The organism is Microvirga pakistanensis (assembly GCF_004458765.1).
Lineage (GTDB): Bacteria > Pseudomonadota > Alphaproteobacteria > Rhizobiales > Beijerinckiaceae > Microvirga > Microvirga pakistanensis.
This window is the reverse complement of sequence record NZ_SPJX01000710.1, coordinates 15,005-33,582: the sequence shown is the minus strand read 5'-3', so window position 1 is coordinate 33,582 and position 18,578 is coordinate 15,005. Positions and strand designations below refer to the sequence as shown.

General features: G+C 67.3%; 16 protein-coding genes. 9 read left to right on the top strand and 7 right to left on the bottom strand.

Features of this window, described 5'->3' with window-relative positions; translation table 11 throughout:
* Positions 1-48 precede the first annotated feature (48 nt).
* From E4K09_RS26975 to E4K09_RS26965, 3 genes are all read left to right on the top strand, one after another.
* Positions 49-1,053 (top strand): FecCD family ABC transporter permease, encoded by a 1,005-nt coding sequence (locus E4K09_RS26975; protein WP_134500698.1) that lies wholly within the window; start codon positions 49-51, stop codon positions 1,051-1,053.
* Positions 1,050-1,847 carry an ABC transporter ATP-binding protein gene (locus E4K09_RS26970; RefSeq protein ID WP_134500697.1) on the top strand — a complete coding sequence of 266 codons (798 nt, stop codon included), beginning with the start codon at positions 1,050-1,052 and terminating at the stop codon, positions 1,845-1,847. The genes E4K09_RS26975 and E4K09_RS26970 overlap by 4 nt, the downstream gene beginning before the upstream one ends.
* A gap of 78 nt (positions 1,848-1,925) precedes the next feature.
* A complete protein-coding gene (locus E4K09_RS26965) occupies positions 1,926-3,893 on the top strand; it encodes a nucleoside-diphosphate sugar epimerase/dehydratase (RefSeq protein ID WP_134500696.1) in 1,968 nt (655 codons plus the stop codon).
* Here E4K09_RS26965 and E4K09_RS26960 read toward each other — a convergent pair.
* The 5 genes from E4K09_RS26960 to E4K09_RS26940 form a co-directional block, all read right to left on the bottom strand.
* Positions 3,826-4,767, bottom strand: coding sequence for an NAD-dependent epimerase/dehydratase family protein (locus E4K09_RS26960; RefSeq protein WP_134500695.1), 942 nt, complete (start codon positions 4,765-4,767; stop codon positions 3,826-3,828). The two genes, E4K09_RS26965 and E4K09_RS26960, sit on opposite strands and share 68 nt — an antisense overlap.
* The gene (locus E4K09_RS26955; RefSeq protein WP_134500694.1) at positions 4,764-5,855 is read right to left on the bottom strand and encodes an MraY family glycosyltransferase; all 1,092 of its coding nucleotides are present in this window, start codon (positions 5,853-5,855) and stop codon (positions 4,764-4,766) included. Before E4K09_RS26955 ends, E4K09_RS26960 begins: the two co-directional genes overlap by 4 nt.
* 1 nt (position 5,856) lies before the next feature.
* Positions 5,857-6,864, bottom strand: coding sequence for an NAD-dependent epimerase/dehydratase family protein (locus tag E4K09_RS26950; RefSeq protein WP_134500693.1), 1,008 nt, complete (start codon positions 6,862-6,864; stop codon positions 5,857-5,859).
* 93 nt (positions 6,865-6,957) lie between these two features.
* A complete protein-coding gene (locus tag E4K09_RS26945) occupies positions 6,958-7,857 on the bottom strand; it encodes an MBL fold metallo-hydrolase (protein WP_134500692.1) in 900 nt (299 codons plus the stop codon).
* Positions 7,858-7,953: 96 nt separating this feature from the next.
* Complete coding sequence (locus tag E4K09_RS26940) at positions 7,954-10,473, bottom strand: ABC transporter ATP-binding protein (RefSeq protein ID WP_134500691.1); 2,520 nt, start codon at positions 10,471-10,473, stop codon at positions 7,954-7,956.
* 316 nt (positions 10,474-10,789) lie between these two features.
* Between E4K09_RS26940 and E4K09_RS26935 the strand changes: the two genes are divergently transcribed.
* Both E4K09_RS26935 and E4K09_RS26930 read left to right on the top strand, forming a co-directional pair.
* A complete protein-coding gene (locus E4K09_RS26935) occupies positions 10,790-11,344 on the top strand; it encodes a hypothetical protein (protein ID WP_134500690.1) in 555 nt (184 codons plus the stop codon).
* Between the two features lie 308 nt (positions 11,345-11,652).
* On the top strand, positions 11,653-12,150 hold the full coding sequence (locus E4K09_RS26930; RefSeq protein WP_134500689.1) for an MmcB family DNA repair protein: 498 nt from the start codon (positions 11,653-11,655) through the stop codon (positions 12,148-12,150).
* Positions 12,151-12,162: 12 nt separating this feature from the next.
* Here E4K09_RS26930 and E4K09_RS26925 read toward each other — a convergent pair whose 3' ends face one another.
* Both E4K09_RS26925 and E4K09_RS26920 read right to left on the bottom strand, forming a co-directional pair.
* Positions 12,163-12,720: an ActR/PrrA/RegA family redox response regulator transcription factor gene (locus E4K09_RS26925; protein WP_134500688.1), complete on the bottom strand. Its 558-nt coding sequence runs from the start codon at positions 12,718-12,720 to the stop codon at positions 12,163-12,165.
* Positions 12,721-12,779: 59 nt separating this feature from the next.
* The gene (locus E4K09_RS26920) at positions 12,780-14,156 is read right to left on the bottom strand and encodes an ActS/PrrB/RegB family redox-sensitive histidine kinase (protein ID WP_134500687.1); all 1,377 of its coding nucleotides are present in this window, start codon (positions 14,154-14,156) and stop codon (positions 12,780-12,782) included.
* Between the two features lie 231 nt (positions 14,157-14,387).
* On the opposite strand from E4K09_RS26920, the gene E4K09_RS26915 reads away from it, so the two are divergent.
* The 4 genes from E4K09_RS26915 to E4K09_RS26900 all read left to right on the top strand — a co-directional run bounded on the left by E4K09_RS26915 (position 14,388) and on the right by E4K09_RS26900 (position 18,230).
* Complete coding sequence (locus E4K09_RS26915; RefSeq protein ID WP_134500686.1) at positions 14,388-15,617, top strand: polyhydroxyalkanoate depolymerase; 1,230 nt, start codon at positions 14,388-14,390, stop codon at positions 15,615-15,617.
* A gap of 109 nt (positions 15,618-15,726) precedes the next feature.
* Positions 15,727-16,470, top strand: coding sequence for a M48 family metallopeptidase (locus tag E4K09_RS26910; protein WP_134500685.1), 744 nt, complete (start codon positions 15,727-15,729; stop codon positions 16,468-16,470).
* Positions 16,471-16,599: 129 nt separating this feature from the next.
* A complete protein-coding gene (locus E4K09_RS26905) occupies positions 16,600-16,854 on the top strand; it encodes a hypothetical protein (RefSeq protein ID WP_134500684.1) in 255 nt (84 codons plus the stop codon).
* Between the two features lie 128 nt (positions 16,855-16,982).
* Positions 16,983-18,230: a multidrug effflux MFS transporter gene (locus E4K09_RS26900; RefSeq protein WP_244610716.1), complete on the top strand. Its 1,248-nt coding sequence runs from the start codon at positions 16,983-16,985 to the stop codon at positions 18,228-18,230.
* Positions 18,231-18,578 lie beyond the last annotated feature (348 nt).

Sequence of the window (18,578 nt, the reverse complement as noted above, 5' to 3'; positions counted from 1 at the left end):
ACCCGGCGGCGGCGTTGCTATCCCGGACGGGTCAACACCAGTTCCATCATGCGTTTGTCCCGGCTGCCCCTCATCCCCGGCCTCATCCTCGTCATCGCAGGCTTGAGCGTCGCCTCCCTCGTCGTCGGGCCAGCCCCGATCGCGCCCCTCCGGGCGGTGACGGCGCTTGTCTCGGACCAGGGCAGCGCCACCGTCGTGGTGCGCGACATCCGTCTGCCGCGAACGCTGCTGGCCATCCTGATCGGCTGGATCTTCGGGCTGACCGGAGCGGGGCTGCAGGGGCTGCTGCGCAACCCCCTTGCCGACACTGCCGTGTTCGGCGCGCCGCAGGCCGCCGCCTTCGGGGCGGTGCTGGTGATCTATTCCGGTCTCGTGGGCGCCCTATCCTGGCTTTTGCCCTTCGCGGCCATCCTGGGGGCGCTCGCCTCGGTGGCGCTCGTGGTCGCCGTCGCCGGGCGCAGGGCCACGGTGGTGGTTCTCGTCCTCTCGGGGTTGGCCGTCGGGAGCCTGGCCGGGGCAGGCACCTCGCTCGCCATCAGCTTGTCGCCCAATCCGTTCGCCGTCACGGAAATCGTGTTCTGGATCCTGGGATCCTTCGAGGATCGTTCGATGGTCCATGTCTGGCTCGCCGCACCCTTCATCCTGGTGGCCTCGGGGCTCGTGCTGTCCTCCACGAACGGGTTGCGGGCGCTGGCCTTGGGAGAGGAGACCGCGCGCAGCCTCGGGGCGAACGTCATGCGCCTGCGGCTCCTGCTGGTGGCGGGAGCGGCCATCGGGACGGGAGCCTCGGTGGCGGTGGCGGGCTCGATCGGCTTCGTGGGCCTCGTGGCGCCCCATCTGACGCGCCCCTTCGTGGGCTACGACCCGGCCCGCACCCTCGTGCCGTCCGGTCTCGTCGGCGCGGCGCTCCTGCTCGCCGCCGACTGCGCCGTGCGCCTCATCCCCTCGCAGACCGAGATCAAAATCGGCGTGCTCACGGCCATTCTCGGGGTTCCGTTCTTCCTCTGGGTGATCGCCCGCCGCAAGGCGGAGCTGGTGGAGATGCCCGCATGACGGAGCTTCACGCCCGCGGCCTCTCGGTCGATCTCGGCGAGCGCCACGCGCTCTCAAAGATCGACCTCGCCCTGCGGCCCGGCCGCCTCACCGTTGTCGTCGGCCCCAACGGGGCCGGCAAGACGACGCTGATGCGCGCGCTCGCGGGCCTTCTCGAGCCGGCGGGAGGGCAGGTGGCCCTCGACGGGCAGCTGATCGCCAACATGAAGGATGCGGAGCGGGCGCGCTCCATCGCCTACCTGCCTCAGGGCGGCACCATCGCCTGGCCGCTTCCGGTGATCGATGTGGTCGCCCTCGGCCGCCTTCCCCATGGCGAGCGACCCGGCAGCCTCTCCCCGGCCGGACGGGAGGCGGTGACGGCCGCCATCCATGCGGTGGGCCTCGAAGGTTTCGCGAGCCGCGCCGCGACGGAATTGTCGGGCGGAGAGCGGGCGCGCGTCCTTTTGGCCCGCGCCCTGGCGACGCAGGCACCCGTGCTCCTGGCGGACGAGCCGGTCGCCGCGCTCGATCCTCGTCATCAGCTCGTCGTGCTCGACGTGCTGAGACGTCAGGCCCGGGCCGGCAGAACGGTGGCGGTCATCATGCACGATCTGACCTTGGCCGCACGCTTCGCAGATGAGATCATCCTTCTCGATCAAGGAAAGGTTGCCGCCTCGGGAGGACCGGAGACGGTTTTGACCGAGGCGGCACTCGCCACCCATTTCGGCATCCAGGCTCATGTCTCCCGGGACGGAGGCCATCTCATCGTGGTGGCGGATCGCCCGCTCCCGGAGATACACCGGGACGACCAATGATCTGAAATTCTGTAACAGCATCGCATTGACAAAGCGGAGAGCTGGATCGATACCCCCACTTCAGGCAACGGCAAGACGATGAATCGGCAGGATTTCAAGAAAGCGCTTATCATTGTGCACGACCTCGTCATGACGGGCGTGGCCGTCGTCGCGACGTTCTTCGTGCGCTTCGAGGGTGCGGTGCTGAGCGAGCGCCTGGTCTATCTGCCCGCCTTCCTGCCGCTCTTCATCGTCTTCGCGAGCGTCGTCTACTGGTTCTTTGATCTCTACCGGTCCAAGTGGCGCTTTGCCTCCCTGCCGGATCTCTTCAATATCTTCCGGGCCTCCACGGTCCTGGCGCTCGCGCTGCTGATCATCGACTACATCGTTCTTTCGCCGCAGTTCTACGGCTCGTTCTTCTTCGGCAAGATCACGATTGCCCTGTACTGGCTGATTCAGATGTTCCTGCTGGGCGGCCCGCGCCTGGCCTTCCGCTATTTCAAGTTTGCCCGCTCGCGCCACACCCTCGGCCGCGACTCGAACACGCCGACCCTGCTTCTCGGTCGCGGCAGCGACATCGAGATCATCCTGCGCGCCATCGAGGCGGGCACGGTCAAGAAGATGCGTCCGAAGGGCATTCTGTCCTACCGCACCGACGATCTCGGCCAGTCGATCCGCGGCGTGCCGGTGCTGGGCACGTTCGCCGATCTCGACCAGGTGGTGGAGGACTTCCGGGCCCGGGGCGAGGTGATCCGCCGCCTCGTGGCCACGCCGGGCGCGCTCTCGCCCGAGGCCAACCCGGACATGCTGCTGGCCCGCTCCCGCCGCCTCGGCCTGCCGCTGGTGCGCGTCACGAGCCTCGGGGAAGGCATGCGCGACGCGGAGCTGGCACCGCTGGAGATCGAGGATCTCCTGCTGCGCCCGACCGTGCAGATCGACCGGCAGCGGCTGGAGACCTTCATTCGCGGCAAGCGCGTGCTCGTGACCGGCGGCGGCGGCTCCATCGGGTCGGAGATCTGCACCCGGGTGGTGGCTTTCGGGGCGAGCGATCTCATGATCCTGGAGAGTTCGGAGCCGTCCCTGCACCACATCCTGGAGCATCCCTCGCTGATCGCCAGCGATGCCCGTGTGGACGGGGTCATCGCCGACGTGCGCGACAGGGCGCGCGTGCAGGAGGTGATGGACGAGTTCCGTCCCGACGTGGTCTTCCACGCCGCCGCTCTCAAGCAGGTTCCCTATCTCGAACGGAACTGGACCGAAGGCATCAAGACCAACGTGTTCGGCTCGGTCAACGTCGCGGATGCCGCCGTGAAGGCAGGCGTGTCCGAGATCGTGATCATCTCGACCGACAAGGCCATCGACCCGGTCTCCATGCTCGGCGCCACCAAGCGCTTTTCCGAGATGTACGCCCAGGCTCTCGACGCGGAATTCAACGGCCACAACGGCGCACCCCGCCTCATCGCCGTGCGCTTCGGCAACGTGCTGGGCTCGGTCGGGTCCGTGGTGCCGAAATTCAAGGCACAGATCGCCCGCGGCGGCCCGGTCACCGTCACGCATCCCGACATGGTGCGCTACTTCATGACGACCCGCGAGGCGGCCGATCTCGTGCTCACCTCCGCGTCCCATGCGGACGACGGGCGTCACGGTCTTGCGGGCGAGGACGGCTCCTACGAGCGTGCCTCGGTCTATGTGCTGAAGATGGGCCAGCCCGTCCGCATCTACGAGCTGGCCGAACGCATGATCCGCCTCGCCGGCTATGAGCCGGGCGAGGACATCGAGATCGCCGTCATGGGCACCCGGCCGGGGGAGCGGCTGCACGAGATCCTTTTCGCCCGCGACGAGCCCATGGCCGAGATCGGCATCGACGGCGTCATGGCCGCCAAGCCCATCTTCGCGGATCGCGCCAAGGTCGATCAGTGGCTCGAGATCCTGGTGAGGGCCGTCGCAGCCGGCGACCGGGCGGCGGCCGAGCGGGTGTTCGAGGAAGCGATCCCCGAATTTAAGCGCCGGGAGCAGAATCGGCAGCATGCCGCGCCAGTTGCGCCAGCCCGTCTCGCGTCCCGTTGACCGGCCGCCAGCCGAGCTTCGCCAGAGCCTCGGGACTCGCCACGAGAGAGCCGGCGATGCGCTCGTAGGCCTCGCCCCGCCCCGTCAGCGCCGCCGCCGCCGCCAGGGCGAAGGACGGCACGGGGAACAGGCCGGGCCCGCGTCCGGCTCCCTTGCGCAGGGCTCCGATGATCTCAGGCACGCTCAGCGGTTCCGGATCGGCTGCGATGAAGGGCCGCCGCAGGGGGCCGGAGGCTCTCAGAAGCGTCTCGAGGGCGCCCGCGAGATTGTCGAGGGACACGAGGGAGCGTTTGGCTTTCAGGCCGCCCAGCGGCAGGGGCCAGGGCGAACGGGCGAGAGCCAGGAGCGACGCCATGTTGCCCTTCACGCCCGGCCCGTAGACGAGCACCGGGCGCAGCGCCGCCCAGTCGATGGCGAGGTCGGCCAAGCCCTTTTCCGCCTCGAGCTTCGAGCGGCCGTAAGCATCGGTGGGCCTGGGCTCCATGTCCTCGGTCAGAACGCCGTCCGCCACCGGCCCGCTCTGCGCGCGGATGGAGGAGAGGAAGACGAAGCGCTTCACGCCCGCGCGTTCCGCGGCCTTCGCGAGCCTGATCGTTCCGTCCGTGTTGATGGCCCGGTAATCGTCCTCGGGACGGCCCGACATGGAATGGGCGAGGCCCGCGGAATGGATCACCATGTCCACGTCGCGCAGGGCCGCCGCCATGTTCTGGGGCGAGGCGATGTCGCCGATCACGGCGCTCGCGGCGCCTTCCGGCACCTCCGAGGGGCGGCGCAGCAGGACCCGGACCCGATAGCCGCGCTTCGGAAGCTCGCTGAGAAGATGACGGCCGATGAAACCCGTTGAGCCTGTGAGCGCAATCAGGGGTGCATTCATCGGGAAACCTCCACAGGTGCCGTCATACGGGATCGGGAAAAGCGCCTGAGAACCAGGCCGACGAGAACGAGCCCCGCAAGCAGGGCCGCAACCTGCACAACGCTCGACGGCCAAACAAGTGTCACCCCGGCGAGCGCGGCGAGCGCCAGATTGAGCACCAGCACATGGGCGACGACGGCCATCATCGAAAAGCCGTTGTCCGTGGCGCGCTGATAGAAGTGGCTGCGATGCGCCTCCCACACCCGCTCCCCCTTCGCGAGACGCCTGAACAGGGTGATGGTGGCATCCATCAAATAGTAGAGCGGCAACAGGATCGCGGCCACGAACGCGCCGGTTCCGGCGAGTTCGAGCAGCATCCAGCCGACGAGCAGGCCGATGGGCAGCGAGCCCACGTCGCCGAGGAAAAGGCGCGCGACGGGCTTGTTGAACGGGGCGAAGCCGAGAAGGGCGCCGCAGAGGGCTGCCGCGACAAACACGAAGGGCGTGGCGGTCATGATGCCGAGGCCGGCCAGGAACGCGGTGATGGGCACCATCTCGGCCGCGGTGATCCAGTCGAGGCCGTCCATGAAATTGACCAGGTTGACGAACCATACGCCCCCCAGCACGAGAACGGCCAGCTGAACGCCATCCGGAATCCAGGCCGGGAAAACGGGCCTGCCGGCGATTCCCACGACCGCCGCGACGGCAACGAGCTGCAGCAGCAGCCGAGGCACGGCAGGCAACGGGCGGATGTCGTCGACGGCGCCGACGACCGCCAGACCGATGGCCGCGAGAAGCACGATCCCGATGAAGCGGAAGCCGTTGCCGCTGCCCCATTCCAGCTTGATATCGGGCGCGGTGACGACCATCAGGATCGCGATCGGGATCACGGTCGCGGCGAGCACCGCGATGCCGCCGCCCTGCGGCGTGGGGATGCGGTGGCTCGAACGCGCATTGGGCCTGGCAAGCGCATAGCGCTGAAGCAGCGGCATCAGCACCACGATCAGGGCCGCTGACAGAAGGGCCGAGACGACGAGCAGGCCGGCCAGCACGGTTTCTCTCTCCAGCGGGCCGAGAACGCCGAGAGCGAAGTTCCGGAAGGAGACCATCTTAGCTCCCGTGATACTCGCGGTACCACGCGACGAAGCGGTCGACGCCGTCCTTCAGGGAGGTCGCAGGCGCGAAGCCCACGTCCCGGCGCAGGTCCGTCACGTCGGCGCGCGTCTCCAGCACGTCGCCCGGCGGCAGGGGCACGTCCACGCGGTTCGCCTTCCGGCCCAGCGCCGTCTCGATCAGGGCGATCAGGTCGTTCACCTCTTCCGGGTTGTCGTTGCCGATGTTGTAGAGCCTGTGCGGAGCGGCGCTGGTGGCCGGGTCGGGGCGCTCGGCGTTCCAGTCCGGATCGGGGGAGGGGGCCTTCTCCACGAGCCGCACGATGCCCTCCACGATGTCGTCCACGTAGGTGAAGTCGCGCCAGACCCGGCCCGCATTGGCCACCTGGATCTCCCGGCCCTCGGCGATCGCGTGGGTGAACTTGTACACCGCCATGTCGGGCCTGCCCCATGGCCCGTAGACCGTGAAGAAGCGCAGGCCCGTGGAGGGAAGGCCGAAGAGCGAGGCGTAGGAATGCGCCATCATCTCGTTGGCCTTCTTGGTGGCGGCATAGAGGCTGATCGGGTGCTCGGTGCCGTCATGCTCGGAAAACGGCAGCTTGCGGTTCGCCCCGTAGACCGAACTCGACGACGCATAGACCAGGTGCTGGACACCTCCGTGCCGGCAGGCCTCCAGCATGTTCATGAAGCCCATGAGATTGGACGAGGCATAGGGCGTGGGGTCGACGAAACGGACGCCGGGCTGAGCCGCGAGATGGATCACCCGCTCGAAGCGGTGACGCTGGAACAGGTCGCGGGTGGCGGCCGGATCGGACAGGTCGATCCGCTCGCCCAGGAAGCTGTTGCGGGGCGAGAGCCTGGCGAAGCGCGCCTCCTTCAGGGCGACGTCGTAATAGGGGGTGAAGCAATCGACCCCCACCACGTGATGGCCCAGCGCCAGCAGGCGCTCGGCCACATGATAGCCAATGAAACCGGCCGCTCCGGTCACGAGGATGGGTGTCGGCATGCAATAACCCGCTCGGCTGTTTGTCGGCCCGTCGTTTCATGCGGACCGAAGATTCGCGTCGGCGAGGATGAACTTGGTTCTTCGCACGATGCGCTAGACGGCGGGCACCTTAGCGGTCCTGGGCCAATCCGCAACCGCTTCTCCACCGGATGCGTCCAAGGTCACGGATTGCCGCTCGCGCGCCACGAAGGCGGTCGGCATCACCGATTGCATCTCGGCTTCCAGGGCGCGGATGTAGGCGTCGTCGTGGCCCGGATAGAGGTGGAAGATGGCCAGGGCCTTCACGCCTGCGGCGCCGGCGAGTTCCACCCCCTTCCTCCAGGTGGAATGGCCCCAGCCCCGGCAGCGCGGATATTCGGCCTCGGAGAACATGCCGTCATAGATCATGAGATCCGTGCCGCGCACGAAATCGGCGAGGGCCTCGTCCGGCCAGGGTTCGGAATGCTCGATGTCGCTGATGTAGCAGACGCTGCGGCAGCCGTGCCGGAAGCGGTAGCCCGTCGCTCCCCCGGGGTGGTTCAGGGAATGGGTTTCGACGCTGGCGCCGTCGTCGAAGGTCAGGGTTTCCCCGGCTCTGAAGCCCACATGCTCGAACTGGGCCGGAAACTGGCTCAGGCGCACCGGAAACAGCGGCGGCGAGAACAGCTTGTCCAGGGAATCCATGGCGCTGTCGCCGTCGAGATTGCCGCAATAGGTGCGGACCAGCCGCTCCTTGGTGAGGGCGGGCTTGAAGAAGGGCAGGCCGCCCACATGGTCGAGGTGCAGATGGCTGAGGAGGATGTCGATGGTGTCGGGCACGTCGTCGCCGAGCGCGCTGCCGAGCGCCGCGATGCCGGTTCCCGCATCCACGATGAAGAGGCGCTCGCCGCAGCGGATCTCGACACAGGCCGTATGGCCGCCGAATTCCACGAACTGCGGGCCTGAAGCGCATGTGGAGCCGCGGATGCCCCAAAAGCGGACCTGAAGCTCGTCGGAAGTTGCAACTCGGCTCATCGTTGGATCATGCCCGGCTGGAAACCCCATCTCTGTGCGATACCGCACACCACATTCAGATGACCCCAGGAAATTCCGGATAGCAAGTGCGGGCCGTCATGCACTCATCGTCTCCGGTTCCCGCGCCCGGGGAACCGTCACAGGCTCGCCCCGCTCGAAACGGATAACGGCATCGAAAGGCGGATGATCCATGGCCGGGGAAATCGCGGGCGTGACGATGACCAGCCCGCGGCCGACCATGGCGCGGCGAAGGGCCGAGACCAGCCTGTCGGCGGCCGGTCCCGGCAGCCCGTCGAGGGCCCGCTGCACCACGAGAACGCTCGGCCGGCGCACGAGGCAGCGCACCAGGTCGACGGCGGCGATTTCGGTGAGGCTCAGGTCGTCGCCCTGCGGGTCGATCGGAAGATCGAGGCCGATGCGGGACACCTCGCCGTCCAGCCCCCGCTCGGTGAGCACCCGGCGGATCACGTTCTGCACGGCGTCCGCCGCGCCGGCCTGATCGGCGGCGATACGCCCGAAGAGCAGGTTGTCCTGCACGCTCGCCGCCGAGCAGAAGCTCGCCTGGTCGTAGAACTCGATGGAGGGCTTCAGGCTCACCGGCAGCATGCTGGCGAAATCGCCGCGGGCCGTGAGGATCCGCGCTTCGAGCGCCTCGTCGAGGAGCCCGAGGCGGTGGCGGCTTTCGTTGTAGCGCAGCGCAAGGCCGATGAGGCGCTCCTGATCGCGCCCGGGCCGCCGCTGGCTGCTCTGGCGCTCGACCAGATCCTGGAAATAAGGGCGGTCCGAGGCGGAGAAGAACGAGAAGCGCTCGAAGAGCGGATGCCCGTCCGGAACGTCCGCGAAGATCTCCACCATGCTCGAGGCGATGGACAGGCCGATCCGGCTCAAGGTCTTGGTGAGGTCGTTCGCCTCCAGGATGGCGCGTGCGTAGGGATGGGCCGAGAGCCGGTCCTCCCGGAACGTGTCGCCCACCGGCTTTCCGAACAGCAGGTTCTCGCCGATCGTGGCGTAGCGGTTGTAGCGGGCGGCATCGAAGGGATCGACGAAGCGGTCGAGGCCTTCCTCGCGCAGGGCCGACTGCACGAACCGCCGGGCCTCCACAATGGCCGCCGCCACCGCGGGCTCCCGCTTGGGATCGAGCGTTCCGGACAGGCCGCGCGCATGGGTGAGCCGGTCGAGCCCCGTGATCGCGACGGCCTCCGACAGGCGGTGCTCGAGCTCCTCCGCGGGAGCCTGGCTGCCGTAGAGAAGGTTTTCGCGCAGGCTGCCCTCGATGAGCACGGTCTCGCCCGCGAAGGCGATGCGCTGGCTGCGCTCGAAGGGATTGGCCTCGACCAGATCGACGCCGCCATAGGTGATGCGCCCGACCGAAGGGTGGAGCTGCCCGCTGATGAGGGCGGCCAGCAGCCGCGGGCCGGAATCGCCGTCGCCCACGAGGGCGACATGGGACGGAAAGGCGAGGTTCAGGTTGACGGAGGTGATCCGCGCGCCGCTCGCGGGGTCATAGGCCGAGACGCCCTGCGCCACGAAGGCGCCGTTCTCCGGCAGCGAGACCTTGCCCTTCCGAACGTCGCGGGGCGTCAGGGCGGACAGGCTCTTGGCCACGTCCGTCAGCAGGGCGCGGGCCCGCACGGCCATGCGATGCCAGTGCACGAGCTCGCGCACGCCGTAGGCGGCCAGCGCCGAGGCCAGCGCGCAGACCGCCACCGTGCCCGGCGTCAACGGGTGCGACCGGGCAAACCACGCGCCGAACGCCAGCACCGCGACCGGCGCCAGCATGAGCACGACGGCCGAGGTGGAATCGACGAGGGCCAGACGGTATTCGCGCCGGGCCACGGGACGATGTCCCTCGACGAGAAGACGGCGCACCCGGTCCCGCTCGTAATAGCCGGTGCCGTGGGCGCGCATGGCCGGGATGCGGTGTTCGAGATCGGCCAGGATGCCTTCGGCGACCTCGCCTTCCCGGCGGCGGGCGTGGGTGGCGTCGAACCGCAGGAGGGCCCGCCGCCCGTTCAGGATGGCGCCGAGCGCCAGCACGGCGGCCAGCACGGCGCCGAGCGACCAATCCATCACGAGCACGGACGCGAAGGCGAGCCCGATCATGCCGCCGAGCTTGACCGGCACGAAGAGGCTCAGGCCCAGCACCGAGTTTTCCCGGGCAAGCCCGTGGGCGGCCAGCGCCGTGGCGGTGGAGACATCCTCCTGCGCCGTGGGCGGCGCCTTGAGGATGGCCTCGAGAGCCCGGGCGCGGAGCGCCGCCAGGGCGCGCGAGCCGATGCTCACGGCGATCCAGTCGAGGGGGATGAGCAGCAGCGCGATGAGCAGGGGAACGAGCAGGATGCCGACGATGGCGGCGAGCAGGAAAACGTCGGGACCGAGGGGGATTCCCGGAAACAGAACGAGCGGTTCCGGCCGGATGCCCGCCGGCGGCGTGAGGACGACGCGCAGCAGGGGAGGCGGCGTCCCGCCCGTGCCTGAGACGGCCCAGTCCACCACGACCCGGATCAGGTCCAGGCCGGCCAGCAGGAGAAGACCGGACAGAGCCAGAAGAGCAAAGCCGAGGACATGACGGAGCGGAGAGGTTTTCCACGCCAGGCGCAGCGGGTCGCGCTCCATGACACCTCCTTCGTCGATGATGTCTCAAGTGGGATCGAGGTCGCGCAGGAAAGTAGAGCATCGTGCGGAAAAGTGGATCCGGTTTTCACTAACGTGGCCCTACGGGTCGCTTGCGCGGCCCTTCGGATCCGCCCGAACGATGCTCTTCCCTTGAGAGGATAGCATCGGATCAATCCACTTTTGGGGTTGATCCGATGCTATAGCGAAGGCTGGCCGCTCCGGCCAGTCCAAACTCTGCCTTTGGCCCTCGCCGCTCCGCTTTTCGCCCCTATGTCCCCTCCAGGTGCATGTTCCAAGAGGGTGTTCGGACTCCATCATGTCGTCTTCGCTGCCGGTCGACCCGGTTTTCCACCTCATCCTGGAGACTCCAGAGCGCGTGCCGTCGCCCGCTCTGCCGAGCCGCCTGCGCGGGCTCTTCAGGGAACTGGCCGGAGCGGACCCGCAGCGGCCGGTGGAGGAGATCGAGGATCAGATCTGGACGCTATGGAGCTCGCATGAGGACCGGGTAGCGGAGGAGACCCTGGCGGCGGCGGTGGAGGCCATCGCCTCGGGCGAATTGCAGAAGGCCAAGCCGCTGCTCGATCACCTGGTCGCCAAGCACCCCGACTGGGCGGAAGCCTGGAACAAGCGCGCGACGCTCGCCTATATCGAGAAGCGCGATGCGGACAGCCTGCTCGACATCGCCCAGACCCTGCGTCTGGAGCCCCGCCATTTCGGCGCCATCTCCGGTTTCGGCAATGTCTGCCTGCGCAACGGCCATCTCAACGAGGCCCGCGCGGCCTTCCAGATCGCGCTCGCGATCAACCCGCACATGGAGGAGCTGCGGGACATGCTGGAGAATCTCTCCCCGCACAATCTGATGCTTCATTGATCATCGCCCGGCGCCTAAGCGGGGGGAATCCGGAGCCTCTTCCGCCACATGGCCAGCTCTCACCCGATCATCCCCGGCCTTGAGCCGGGCCCCCACGTCTTCGAACTGCAACGCGAAAAGACGGAGATGGCCGCAACAAGTGCGGCCATGACGGGGAGAGGCACGGCTCCGACACCCCCTGGTCCCAGCCTCTCCCATGCTATCACCGGCTTCGTGCCGGTGAGCCCTTTGGGGTGAAGCGCGGCGCGCTTCTCACGCGCGACATTCCTGCCGTTGCAGGACCGGACTGAGCGGCTACTCTGCCTCTCATGTCCGATTCGTCCGCCCTTCGCGTCTCCAACATCGTCTTGTCCCCGGATGGGCGGCAATCGCCCGTGGCCGCCGGCATCCAGCGCGGCGTGCGCCGGCTCTTCGCCCAGCTCGGCCACGTGACGCTGCCCGAATTCACGCTTGCCAACGGACGGCGCGCCGACCTCATCGCGCTTGCGCCGGACGGCGTGCTGACGATCATCGAGATCAAGTCGAGCGTGGCGGATTTCCGGGCCGACCGGAAATGGCCCGATTACGAGGATTTCTGCGACCGGTTCTACTTCGCCATTCCGGAGACGGTGCCGTTCGACATCCTGCCGGAGGATCGCGGCCTGATCATCGCCGACAGCTTCGGCGCGGCGGTGCTCCGTGAGGCCGCGCATCATCCGCTCGCCGGTGCGCGCCGCAAGGCCGTGACCTTGCGCTTCGCCCACGCGGCCGCCTCGGCCCTGCATGCGCTGGCCGATCCGGACCGGATCGCGGACGGACGCTTGTGACGGCCATAGGGCTCAGCGCGGCGCGCGCTTGGCGAGAATCCGCTGCAGCGTGCGGCGGTGCATGTTGAGCCGGCGCGCCGTTTCCGACACGTTGCGGCCGCACAATTCGTAGACGCGCTGGATGTGCTCCCAGCGCACCCGATCGGCCGACATGGGGTTTTCCGGCGGCAGGGCGCGTTCGCCCGGCTGGGCCATGAGGGCCGCGTGGATCTCGTCCGCGTCGGCGGGTTTGGCAAGATAGTCGAACGCCCCCATCTTCACGGCCGTCACCGCGGTGGCGATGTTGCCGTACCCGGTCAGAATGACGCCGCGTGCATCGGGGCGGCGGTTCTTCAGCCGCTCGATGACGTCGAGGCCGTTGCCGTCGCCGAGCCGCATGTCGATCACCGCGAAGGCCGGCGGATCGCTGTCGATCGCCGCGATGCCGTCGGCCACGCTTTCGGCGACGCGCACCTGATAGCCGCGGCCTTCCATGGCGCGGGCGAGACGGGTCGAAAAGGGCCGGTCGTCATCCACGATCAAGAGGCTCTTGTCGGCTCGATCCTCGAACGCAACAGGCGCGTCGGCCATCAGAACATCTCCTTGCATAACGGAACAATTCCTTCCTGAAACAGGCCGAAAGGCCCATTCTAGATATGGGAATTCTTCCCCTGTTCTTTGAGAGACCCCGTGGAGTCTCCCTGCGGCGAAATTGCCGCACCCTGTTCAAACGCATGACGGGGCCAAACGATCCGCGCGACCGCTCCCGTGGCGGGCGGGGCGGCGTTGGTCAGGACCAGTTCCGCGCCCGAGCGCTCGATCAGCGTCTTGGCGATGAACAGCCCCAGACCCAGTCCGCCTCCTTCGTCGTTGTCGGCCTCGGTGCGCTCCGCCGCGCTGCGGGTGGTCACATAGGGTTCGCCCACACGAAGCAGAATATCGGGCGCGTAACCCGGTCCGTCATCGCGGATCTCGATGAAAACCTCGTGAGGGCTCCATCCCGCCTCGATAGTGACCTGGCTGTCGGCGAAGTCCGTGGCGTTGTCCAGAATGTTCGAGAGGCCATAGACGACCCCAGGATTGCGGCGGCCCATGGGCTCGGGCCCGTCGCCGCGGGTCGACACCCGCACGTCGAATCCCACCGCGCGCTGCGGCTCGACGATCTCCTCGACGAGATGGCTCAGCGAGACCGTCTCGAGGAAGCCTTCTTCCTCCTCCCCCATGGAGGTGAGCTTGGTGAGGATCGAGCGGCAGCGCTCCACCTGCTCCTGCAGGAGCCGCAGGTCCTCCGCCACCGGGCCGTCCTTGGGCAGGGCATGCGCAAGCTCCTTGGACACGAGGGCGATGGTGGCGAGCGGCGTCCCGAGCTCGTGGGCCGCGGCCGCCGCGAGGCCGTCGAGCTGCGAGAGGTGCTGCTCGCGGGCCAGGACGAGTTCCGTCGCCGCGAGCGCCTGCGCGAGCTGGCGCGCCTCCTCGGCCACGCGCCAGGCGTAGATGCCCGTGAAGACGGTTCCGAGAAGGATCGCCGTCCAGATCCCCGAGACGTAGAGGAAGGGAAGGCTCAGGGTCTGTCCGGGAAACCAGGGCAGGGGCCTGTGGGTGAGCACGAGAAAGGTGGCGCAGCCCACGGCCAGGAGGCCCAGCGCGAGAGTCCGCTCCGGCGTGAGTGCGGTGGCCGAGATCAGCACCGGCGCCAGGAACAGCATGGCGAACGGATTCTCCAGCCCGCCCGTGAGATAGAGCAGCGCCGCCAGCTGCAGGATGTCGAAGCCGAGCAGGGCCGTGGCGGCGTTGTCGCTGAGCCGGTGGCTCGCGGGATACTGGATGCGCAGCAGCAGGTTCGTCCACACCGATGCGGCGATCACGAGAAAGCACAGTTCGAAGGGGAGCGGGAAACCGAGGCCGAACCGCACGGCCGCGACCGCCGCCGACTGGCCTGCGACTGCGAGCCAGCGAAGCCTGACCAGGGTGTCGAGACGGAGCTGGCGCGGCGACGGTTTGAGACTTTTGGTGGGGATGGCGGCCATGATCGAACAGAATAGGGTCGTTGAACCGTTCGCCAAGCAACGGACTCAGGGTAAACAATCCTATTCGTCGGAGCCGGATGCTCCAAACGGGGTAAAGCACCAGGGAATTCGGCGGCAATGGATAAGGACGTTGCAATAAGCGAAAGGAACTTTAATCTTAAAATTACGGTTGAGGATAAAGCCTACCCCGCGATGCGGGAGAAACCAGGCGCCCGGCCTTTGGGGATACAGATGAATTTTTCATATTACTGGTACGATACGGCACATTGGCTCCTGAAGCCCGCCCGCGCCGCCTCCGATATTACAAAGCTCTTCTTCGACAATCCTGTTAATCCGCTCACCAACACCCCTTACGCGCGCACGGTTTCCGCCGCCTGCGAGCTCTTCGAGCGTACGACCCGCCGCTACGCCAAGCCCGAGTTCGGGCTCGGCACCACCACCCTCGGCAACCGGCAGGTGGCCGTGACCGAGGAGACCGTGTGGGAGCGTTCCTTCTGCCGCGTGATCTCCTTCAAGCGCGACCACGCCATGGCGGCGAATCAGCCCAAGCTCCTCATTGTCGCTCCCATGTCGGGCCACTACGCCACGCTCCTGCGCGGGACGGTGGAAACCTTCCTGCCCACGCACCAGGTGATGATCACGGATTGGGCGGATGCGAGCATGGTGCCCCTCGCCGATGGCCGCTTCGACCTGGACGACTACATCGACTACCTGAAGGCCATGTTCCGGGATCTCGGTCCGGACCTTCACGTGATGGCCGTGTGCCAGCCGGCGGTGCCGGTCATCGCCGCCGTCGCCCGCCTCGAGGCCGAGAACGATCCGGCGATCCCGCGCTCTATGATCCTCATGGGCGGTCCCATCGACACCCGCCGCTCCCCGACGGCCGTGAACCGGCTGGCGGAAGAGCGCGGCATCGAATGGTTCGAACAGCATTGCATCGTGAGGGTGCCGCCCACGCATCCGGGCTTCTGGCGCGAGGTCTATCCGGGCTTCCTGCAGCTCTCCGGCTTCATGGCCATGAACATCGACCGGCATCTCTCCGCCCATTGGGAGATGTTCAACCACCTCGTGGAGGGCGACGGCGATTCGGCCGAAAAGCACCGGGATTTCTATGACGAATATCTCGCCGTCATGGACCTGACCGCCGAGTTCTACCTACAGACCGTCGAGAAGGTGTTCGTCCGGCACGAACTGCCCAAGGGCGAGATGATGCATCGGGACGAGCCGGTGGATCTCAAAGCCATCCGCCGCTGCGCCATCATGGCTATCGAGGGCGAAAGAGACGATATTTCAGGGGTCGGCCAAACCCTGGCGGCCCTCGACCTGACCCCCAATCTTCCGTCCGACAAGAAACTCTATCACCTGCAGGCCGAGGTCGGTCACTATGGCGTCTTCAACGGTTCTCGGTTCAGGGCTCAAATCGCTCCTCGAATCGTTGAATTCATTCAGAAGCAGGGCTGAGAACCACCCCGGAGGGTCTCGTCAAGAGCGTAGCAGCGTTCTCGATACGTTCCTGGGAGCGGCAAACGGCTGCGCTGACAGAATCGACGTGAGCGGGCAGATTGCGGACATGAAATCCGCTCTGTTCCGCCGCGTTCCTGCGGACCCACCTCATTTGAGAGTTTCCCACGAGGGCCAGACATTCAAGGTGGCCCTCAAACGGCGTCCGACCGCCAAACGGATCACGCTGCGCGTCTCCCACGCGACCGGCGAGGTCGTGCTCACGATCCCCGAGCGCACCGATGTGGGCCTGGCCCAGAAATTCGCCGACAGCCACAGCGCATGGATCGCAAGCCGCCTGGCCAAGGTGCCGGACCGGGTGCTCTTCGCGCCCGGCGCGCTCGTTCCCCTGCGCGGCGTGCCGCACCGCATCGTCCATTGGTCCTCGATCCGCGGGATCACCCAGGCGGCCCGCGACAGCGCGGGCGAGCCGATCATCGCCGTTGCCGGCGAGGCCGCCCATGTGGCCCGCCGCGTGCGCGATTTCCTGGAGGCCGAGGCCAGGCGCGATTTCGCCGCTGCCGTGAGAAAGCATACGGCTCAGCTTGGGGTTCAGGCCAAGCGCATCACCGTGCGCGACACCAAGAGCCGCTGGGGGTCCTGCTCGGCCAACGGCGCTCTCAACTTCTCCTGGCGCCTCATCATGGCTCCGCCCTTCGTGCTCGACTATCTCGCGGCGCACGAGGTGGCGCATCTGCGCGAGCTCAACCATTCCTCGCGGTTCTGGAAGATCACCTACCAGCTCTGCCCGCGCACCGACGAGGCGGAAGCCTGGCTCAAGGACTACGGCAGCGCCCTGCACCGGATCGGGTGAGGGGGCTGCCGGTTCCGGCACGCGAACGCCATCAGCTTCGAAAAGCCTGAATGGCCATGGAAGGCCTTTCAGTAAGGGCTTGATTCGAGGGCGCTGAAACATTTTTCCATTCCCCAGAAGGTTGTGGCGGTGGTGTCTCTCATGGGGCTCGTCGCCGCCATGATCGCCGTGATGGCTTGGCACAGGACGACCAAGCTCAAGACCGCCATGGAGGTCGCAGGCTTCCGCGAAGAGGCCGCCCGCGAGGCCATGGACCTGCGGGTCGGCGTCATCGCGATCAGCCGCATGACCTATCAGCTGGCGCAGGAGCCCCGGCGGGCCGCGGATTTCAGCCAGGAGTCCGACCGGCAGAGGAAACCGAAACCGCGGCCCGTCACGTCCTGACCTCGTCCTCAGGCATCGTGGGAGAGGCCGAGCATCTGCGCCAGCAGGTCAACGGCGTCCTGGCGAATGTCGGGGCCGCGTGACCGGCGCGCCGGTCATCGGTTTGAGAGAAAAGAAGCGGATGACAGGTGGGGCTTTTCGGCTTAGGCCAGCCCATCGCCTGTCATGACCGTTCCGATTCCATGCTCAAGCCCGATACCCTCGCCCTGACCGCCGTGCTGGCGCTGCTCACCGCGCTCGGTCCTCTCTCGACGGACATGTACCTGCCCTCGCTGCCGGATATCGCGCTGGGCCTGCAGGCGACCACCGGGCAGACGCAGATGACGCTCTCGGCGTTCCTGATCGGGTTCGCGGCAGGCCAGTTCTTCTACGGGCCGGTGTCCGACCGGGTCGGCCGCAAGCCGGTGCTGCTCCTCGGGCTCGGGCTCTTTACGGTCGCCAGCCTCGTCTGCGCGCTCGCGCCCAATATCGAGATCCTGATCGCGGCACGCTTTCTTCAGGCGCTCGGTGCCTCCGGCCCCATCGTGCTCGGGCGGGCGATCGTGCGCGACTTCTACGAGGGGCCGCGCGCCGGCAAGGAATTGTCGCGCATGGGCTCGATCATGGGCGTCGTGCCGGCCGTGGCGCCGGTCCTGGGTGGGTTGATCGCCCAGGCTTACGAATGGCGTGCGACCTTCGTGGTCATGCTGGCCTGCGGCGTCGCCCTGGCGGCCGTCGTCCTGCTGCGCCTGCCCGAGAGCATCCGGACGAAATCCAGCGATCCGATCTCCTTCGCGGCGATTCTCCGGGGCTTCGGAACGCTGCTGCGCCACCCGGGCTATCGCACCTATGTGAGCTTCTCGATGCTCGCCTATGGGGGACTCTTCGCCTTCATCTCCGGCTCGTCCTTCGTGCTGCAGGGGGTGTATCGCCTGGACGAGCTGGCTTACGCCTTCTCCTTCGCCTTCATGGTCGTGGGCTATATCGGCGGCACGGTCCTGGCGCAGCATCTCGTCGGCCGATACGGACTCGACGGCACCATCCGGTTCGGGGTGGCGAGCCTTGCGGCAGGCGGCGCGCTGATGTTCGTGCTCGTCGCGTCCGGCGTGCCGTCGTCCTTCGCCATCACCGGGCCGATGGCGATCTACGCGATGGGCGTGGGCCTCACCATGCCGCAGGCCATGGCCTCGGCCCTGATGCCGTTTCCGGAGCGCGCGGGCGCGGCCTCGTCGCTCCTCGGCATCTGCCAGATGACGTTTGCCGCCATCCTCGGCATCGTGCTGGGTCAGAACCTCGGCGGCTCGGCCCTGCCGCTGCCCACCGCCATCGCGGGCACCGGCATTGCGGCGCTGATCGCCTTCGCGGGGACGGGGCGGGCGCGCGGAAAGCCGGCGTAAGACGGGTCAGGACATCTCACCGGTCAGAATATCGGTCGCCCGGTGGTCGTGCGGCACGCCCTGGATCAGGATGACGTCGCCCGTGGAGTTCCGGGCCCGCAGGGGCAGGATCTCGTGGTAGGCAGGGGAGGCCGTACCAGTCGAGGGCGTGGGCCCTTCATGCGGCTATGACGCCCGGAAGGTCACCGGGCCGGATAGATCAGATGTAAACTATATAATGTCAGAACGTGCTCGTTGAAAAGGGAGACCCCGGAGGCGCTCGGCCGCTCGAGAAGGCCCGAGTGACGAGATTCCCTTATGAAGTAACGGGTTCGTGGAATGCGCCGAATCGCCCGCTGGCTCGCAAGA

What these genes read in the sequence shown, in the direction of transcription:
- E4K09_RS26975 (WP_134500698.1), top strand. Translation starts at nt 49, where the DNA reads ATGCGTTTGTCCCGGCTGCCCCTCATCCCCGGCCTCATCCTCGTCATC.
- E4K09_RS26970 (WP_134500697.1), top strand. Translation starts at nt 1,050, where the DNA reads ATGACGGAGCTTCACGCCCGCGGCCTCTCGGTCGATCTCGGCGAGCGC.
- E4K09_RS26965 (WP_134500696.1), top strand. Translation starts at nt 1,926, where the DNA reads ATGAATCGGCAGGATTTCAAGAAAGCGCTTATCATTGTGCACGACCTC.
- E4K09_RS26960 (WP_134500695.1), bottom strand. Translation starts at nt 4,767, where the DNA reads ATGAATGCACCCCTGATTGCGCTCACAGGCTCAACGGGTTTCATCGGC.
- E4K09_RS26955 (WP_134500694.1), bottom strand. Translation starts at nt 5,855, where the DNA reads ATGGTCTCCTTCCGGAACTTCGCTCTCGGCGTTCTCGGCCCGCTGGAG.
- E4K09_RS26950 (WP_134500693.1), bottom strand. Translation starts at nt 6,864, where the DNA reads ATGCCGACACCCATCCTCGTGACCGGAGCGGCCGGTTTCATTGGCTAT.
- E4K09_RS26945 (WP_134500692.1), bottom strand. Translation starts at nt 7,857, where the DNA reads ATGAGCCGAGTTGCAACTTCCGACGAGCTTCAGGTCCGCTTTTGGGGC.
- E4K09_RS26940 (WP_134500691.1), bottom strand. Translation starts at nt 10,473, where the DNA reads ATGGAGCGCGACCCGCTGCGCCTGGCGTGGAAAACCTCTCCGCTCCGT.
- E4K09_RS26935 (WP_134500690.1), top strand. Translation starts at nt 10,790, where the DNA reads ATGTCGTCTTCGCTGCCGGTCGACCCGGTTTTCCACCTCATCCTGGAG.
- E4K09_RS26930 (WP_134500689.1), top strand. Translation starts at nt 11,653, where the DNA reads ATGTCCGATTCGTCCGCCCTTCGCGTCTCCAACATCGTCTTGTCCCCG.
- E4K09_RS26925 (WP_134500688.1), bottom strand. Translation starts at nt 12,720, where the DNA reads ATGGCCGACGCGCCTGTTGCGTTCGAGGATCGAGCCGACAAGAGCCTC.
- E4K09_RS26920 (WP_134500687.1), bottom strand. Translation starts at nt 14,156, where the DNA reads ATGGCCGCCATCCCCACCAAAAGTCTCAAACCGTCGCCGCGCCAGCTC.
- E4K09_RS26915 (WP_134500686.1), top strand. Translation starts at nt 14,388, where the DNA reads ATGAATTTTTCATATTACTGGTACGATACGGCACATTGGCTCCTGAAG.
- E4K09_RS26910 (WP_134500685.1), top strand. Translation starts at nt 15,727, where the DNA reads ATGAAATCCGCTCTGTTCCGCCGCGTTCCTGCGGACCCACCTCATTTG.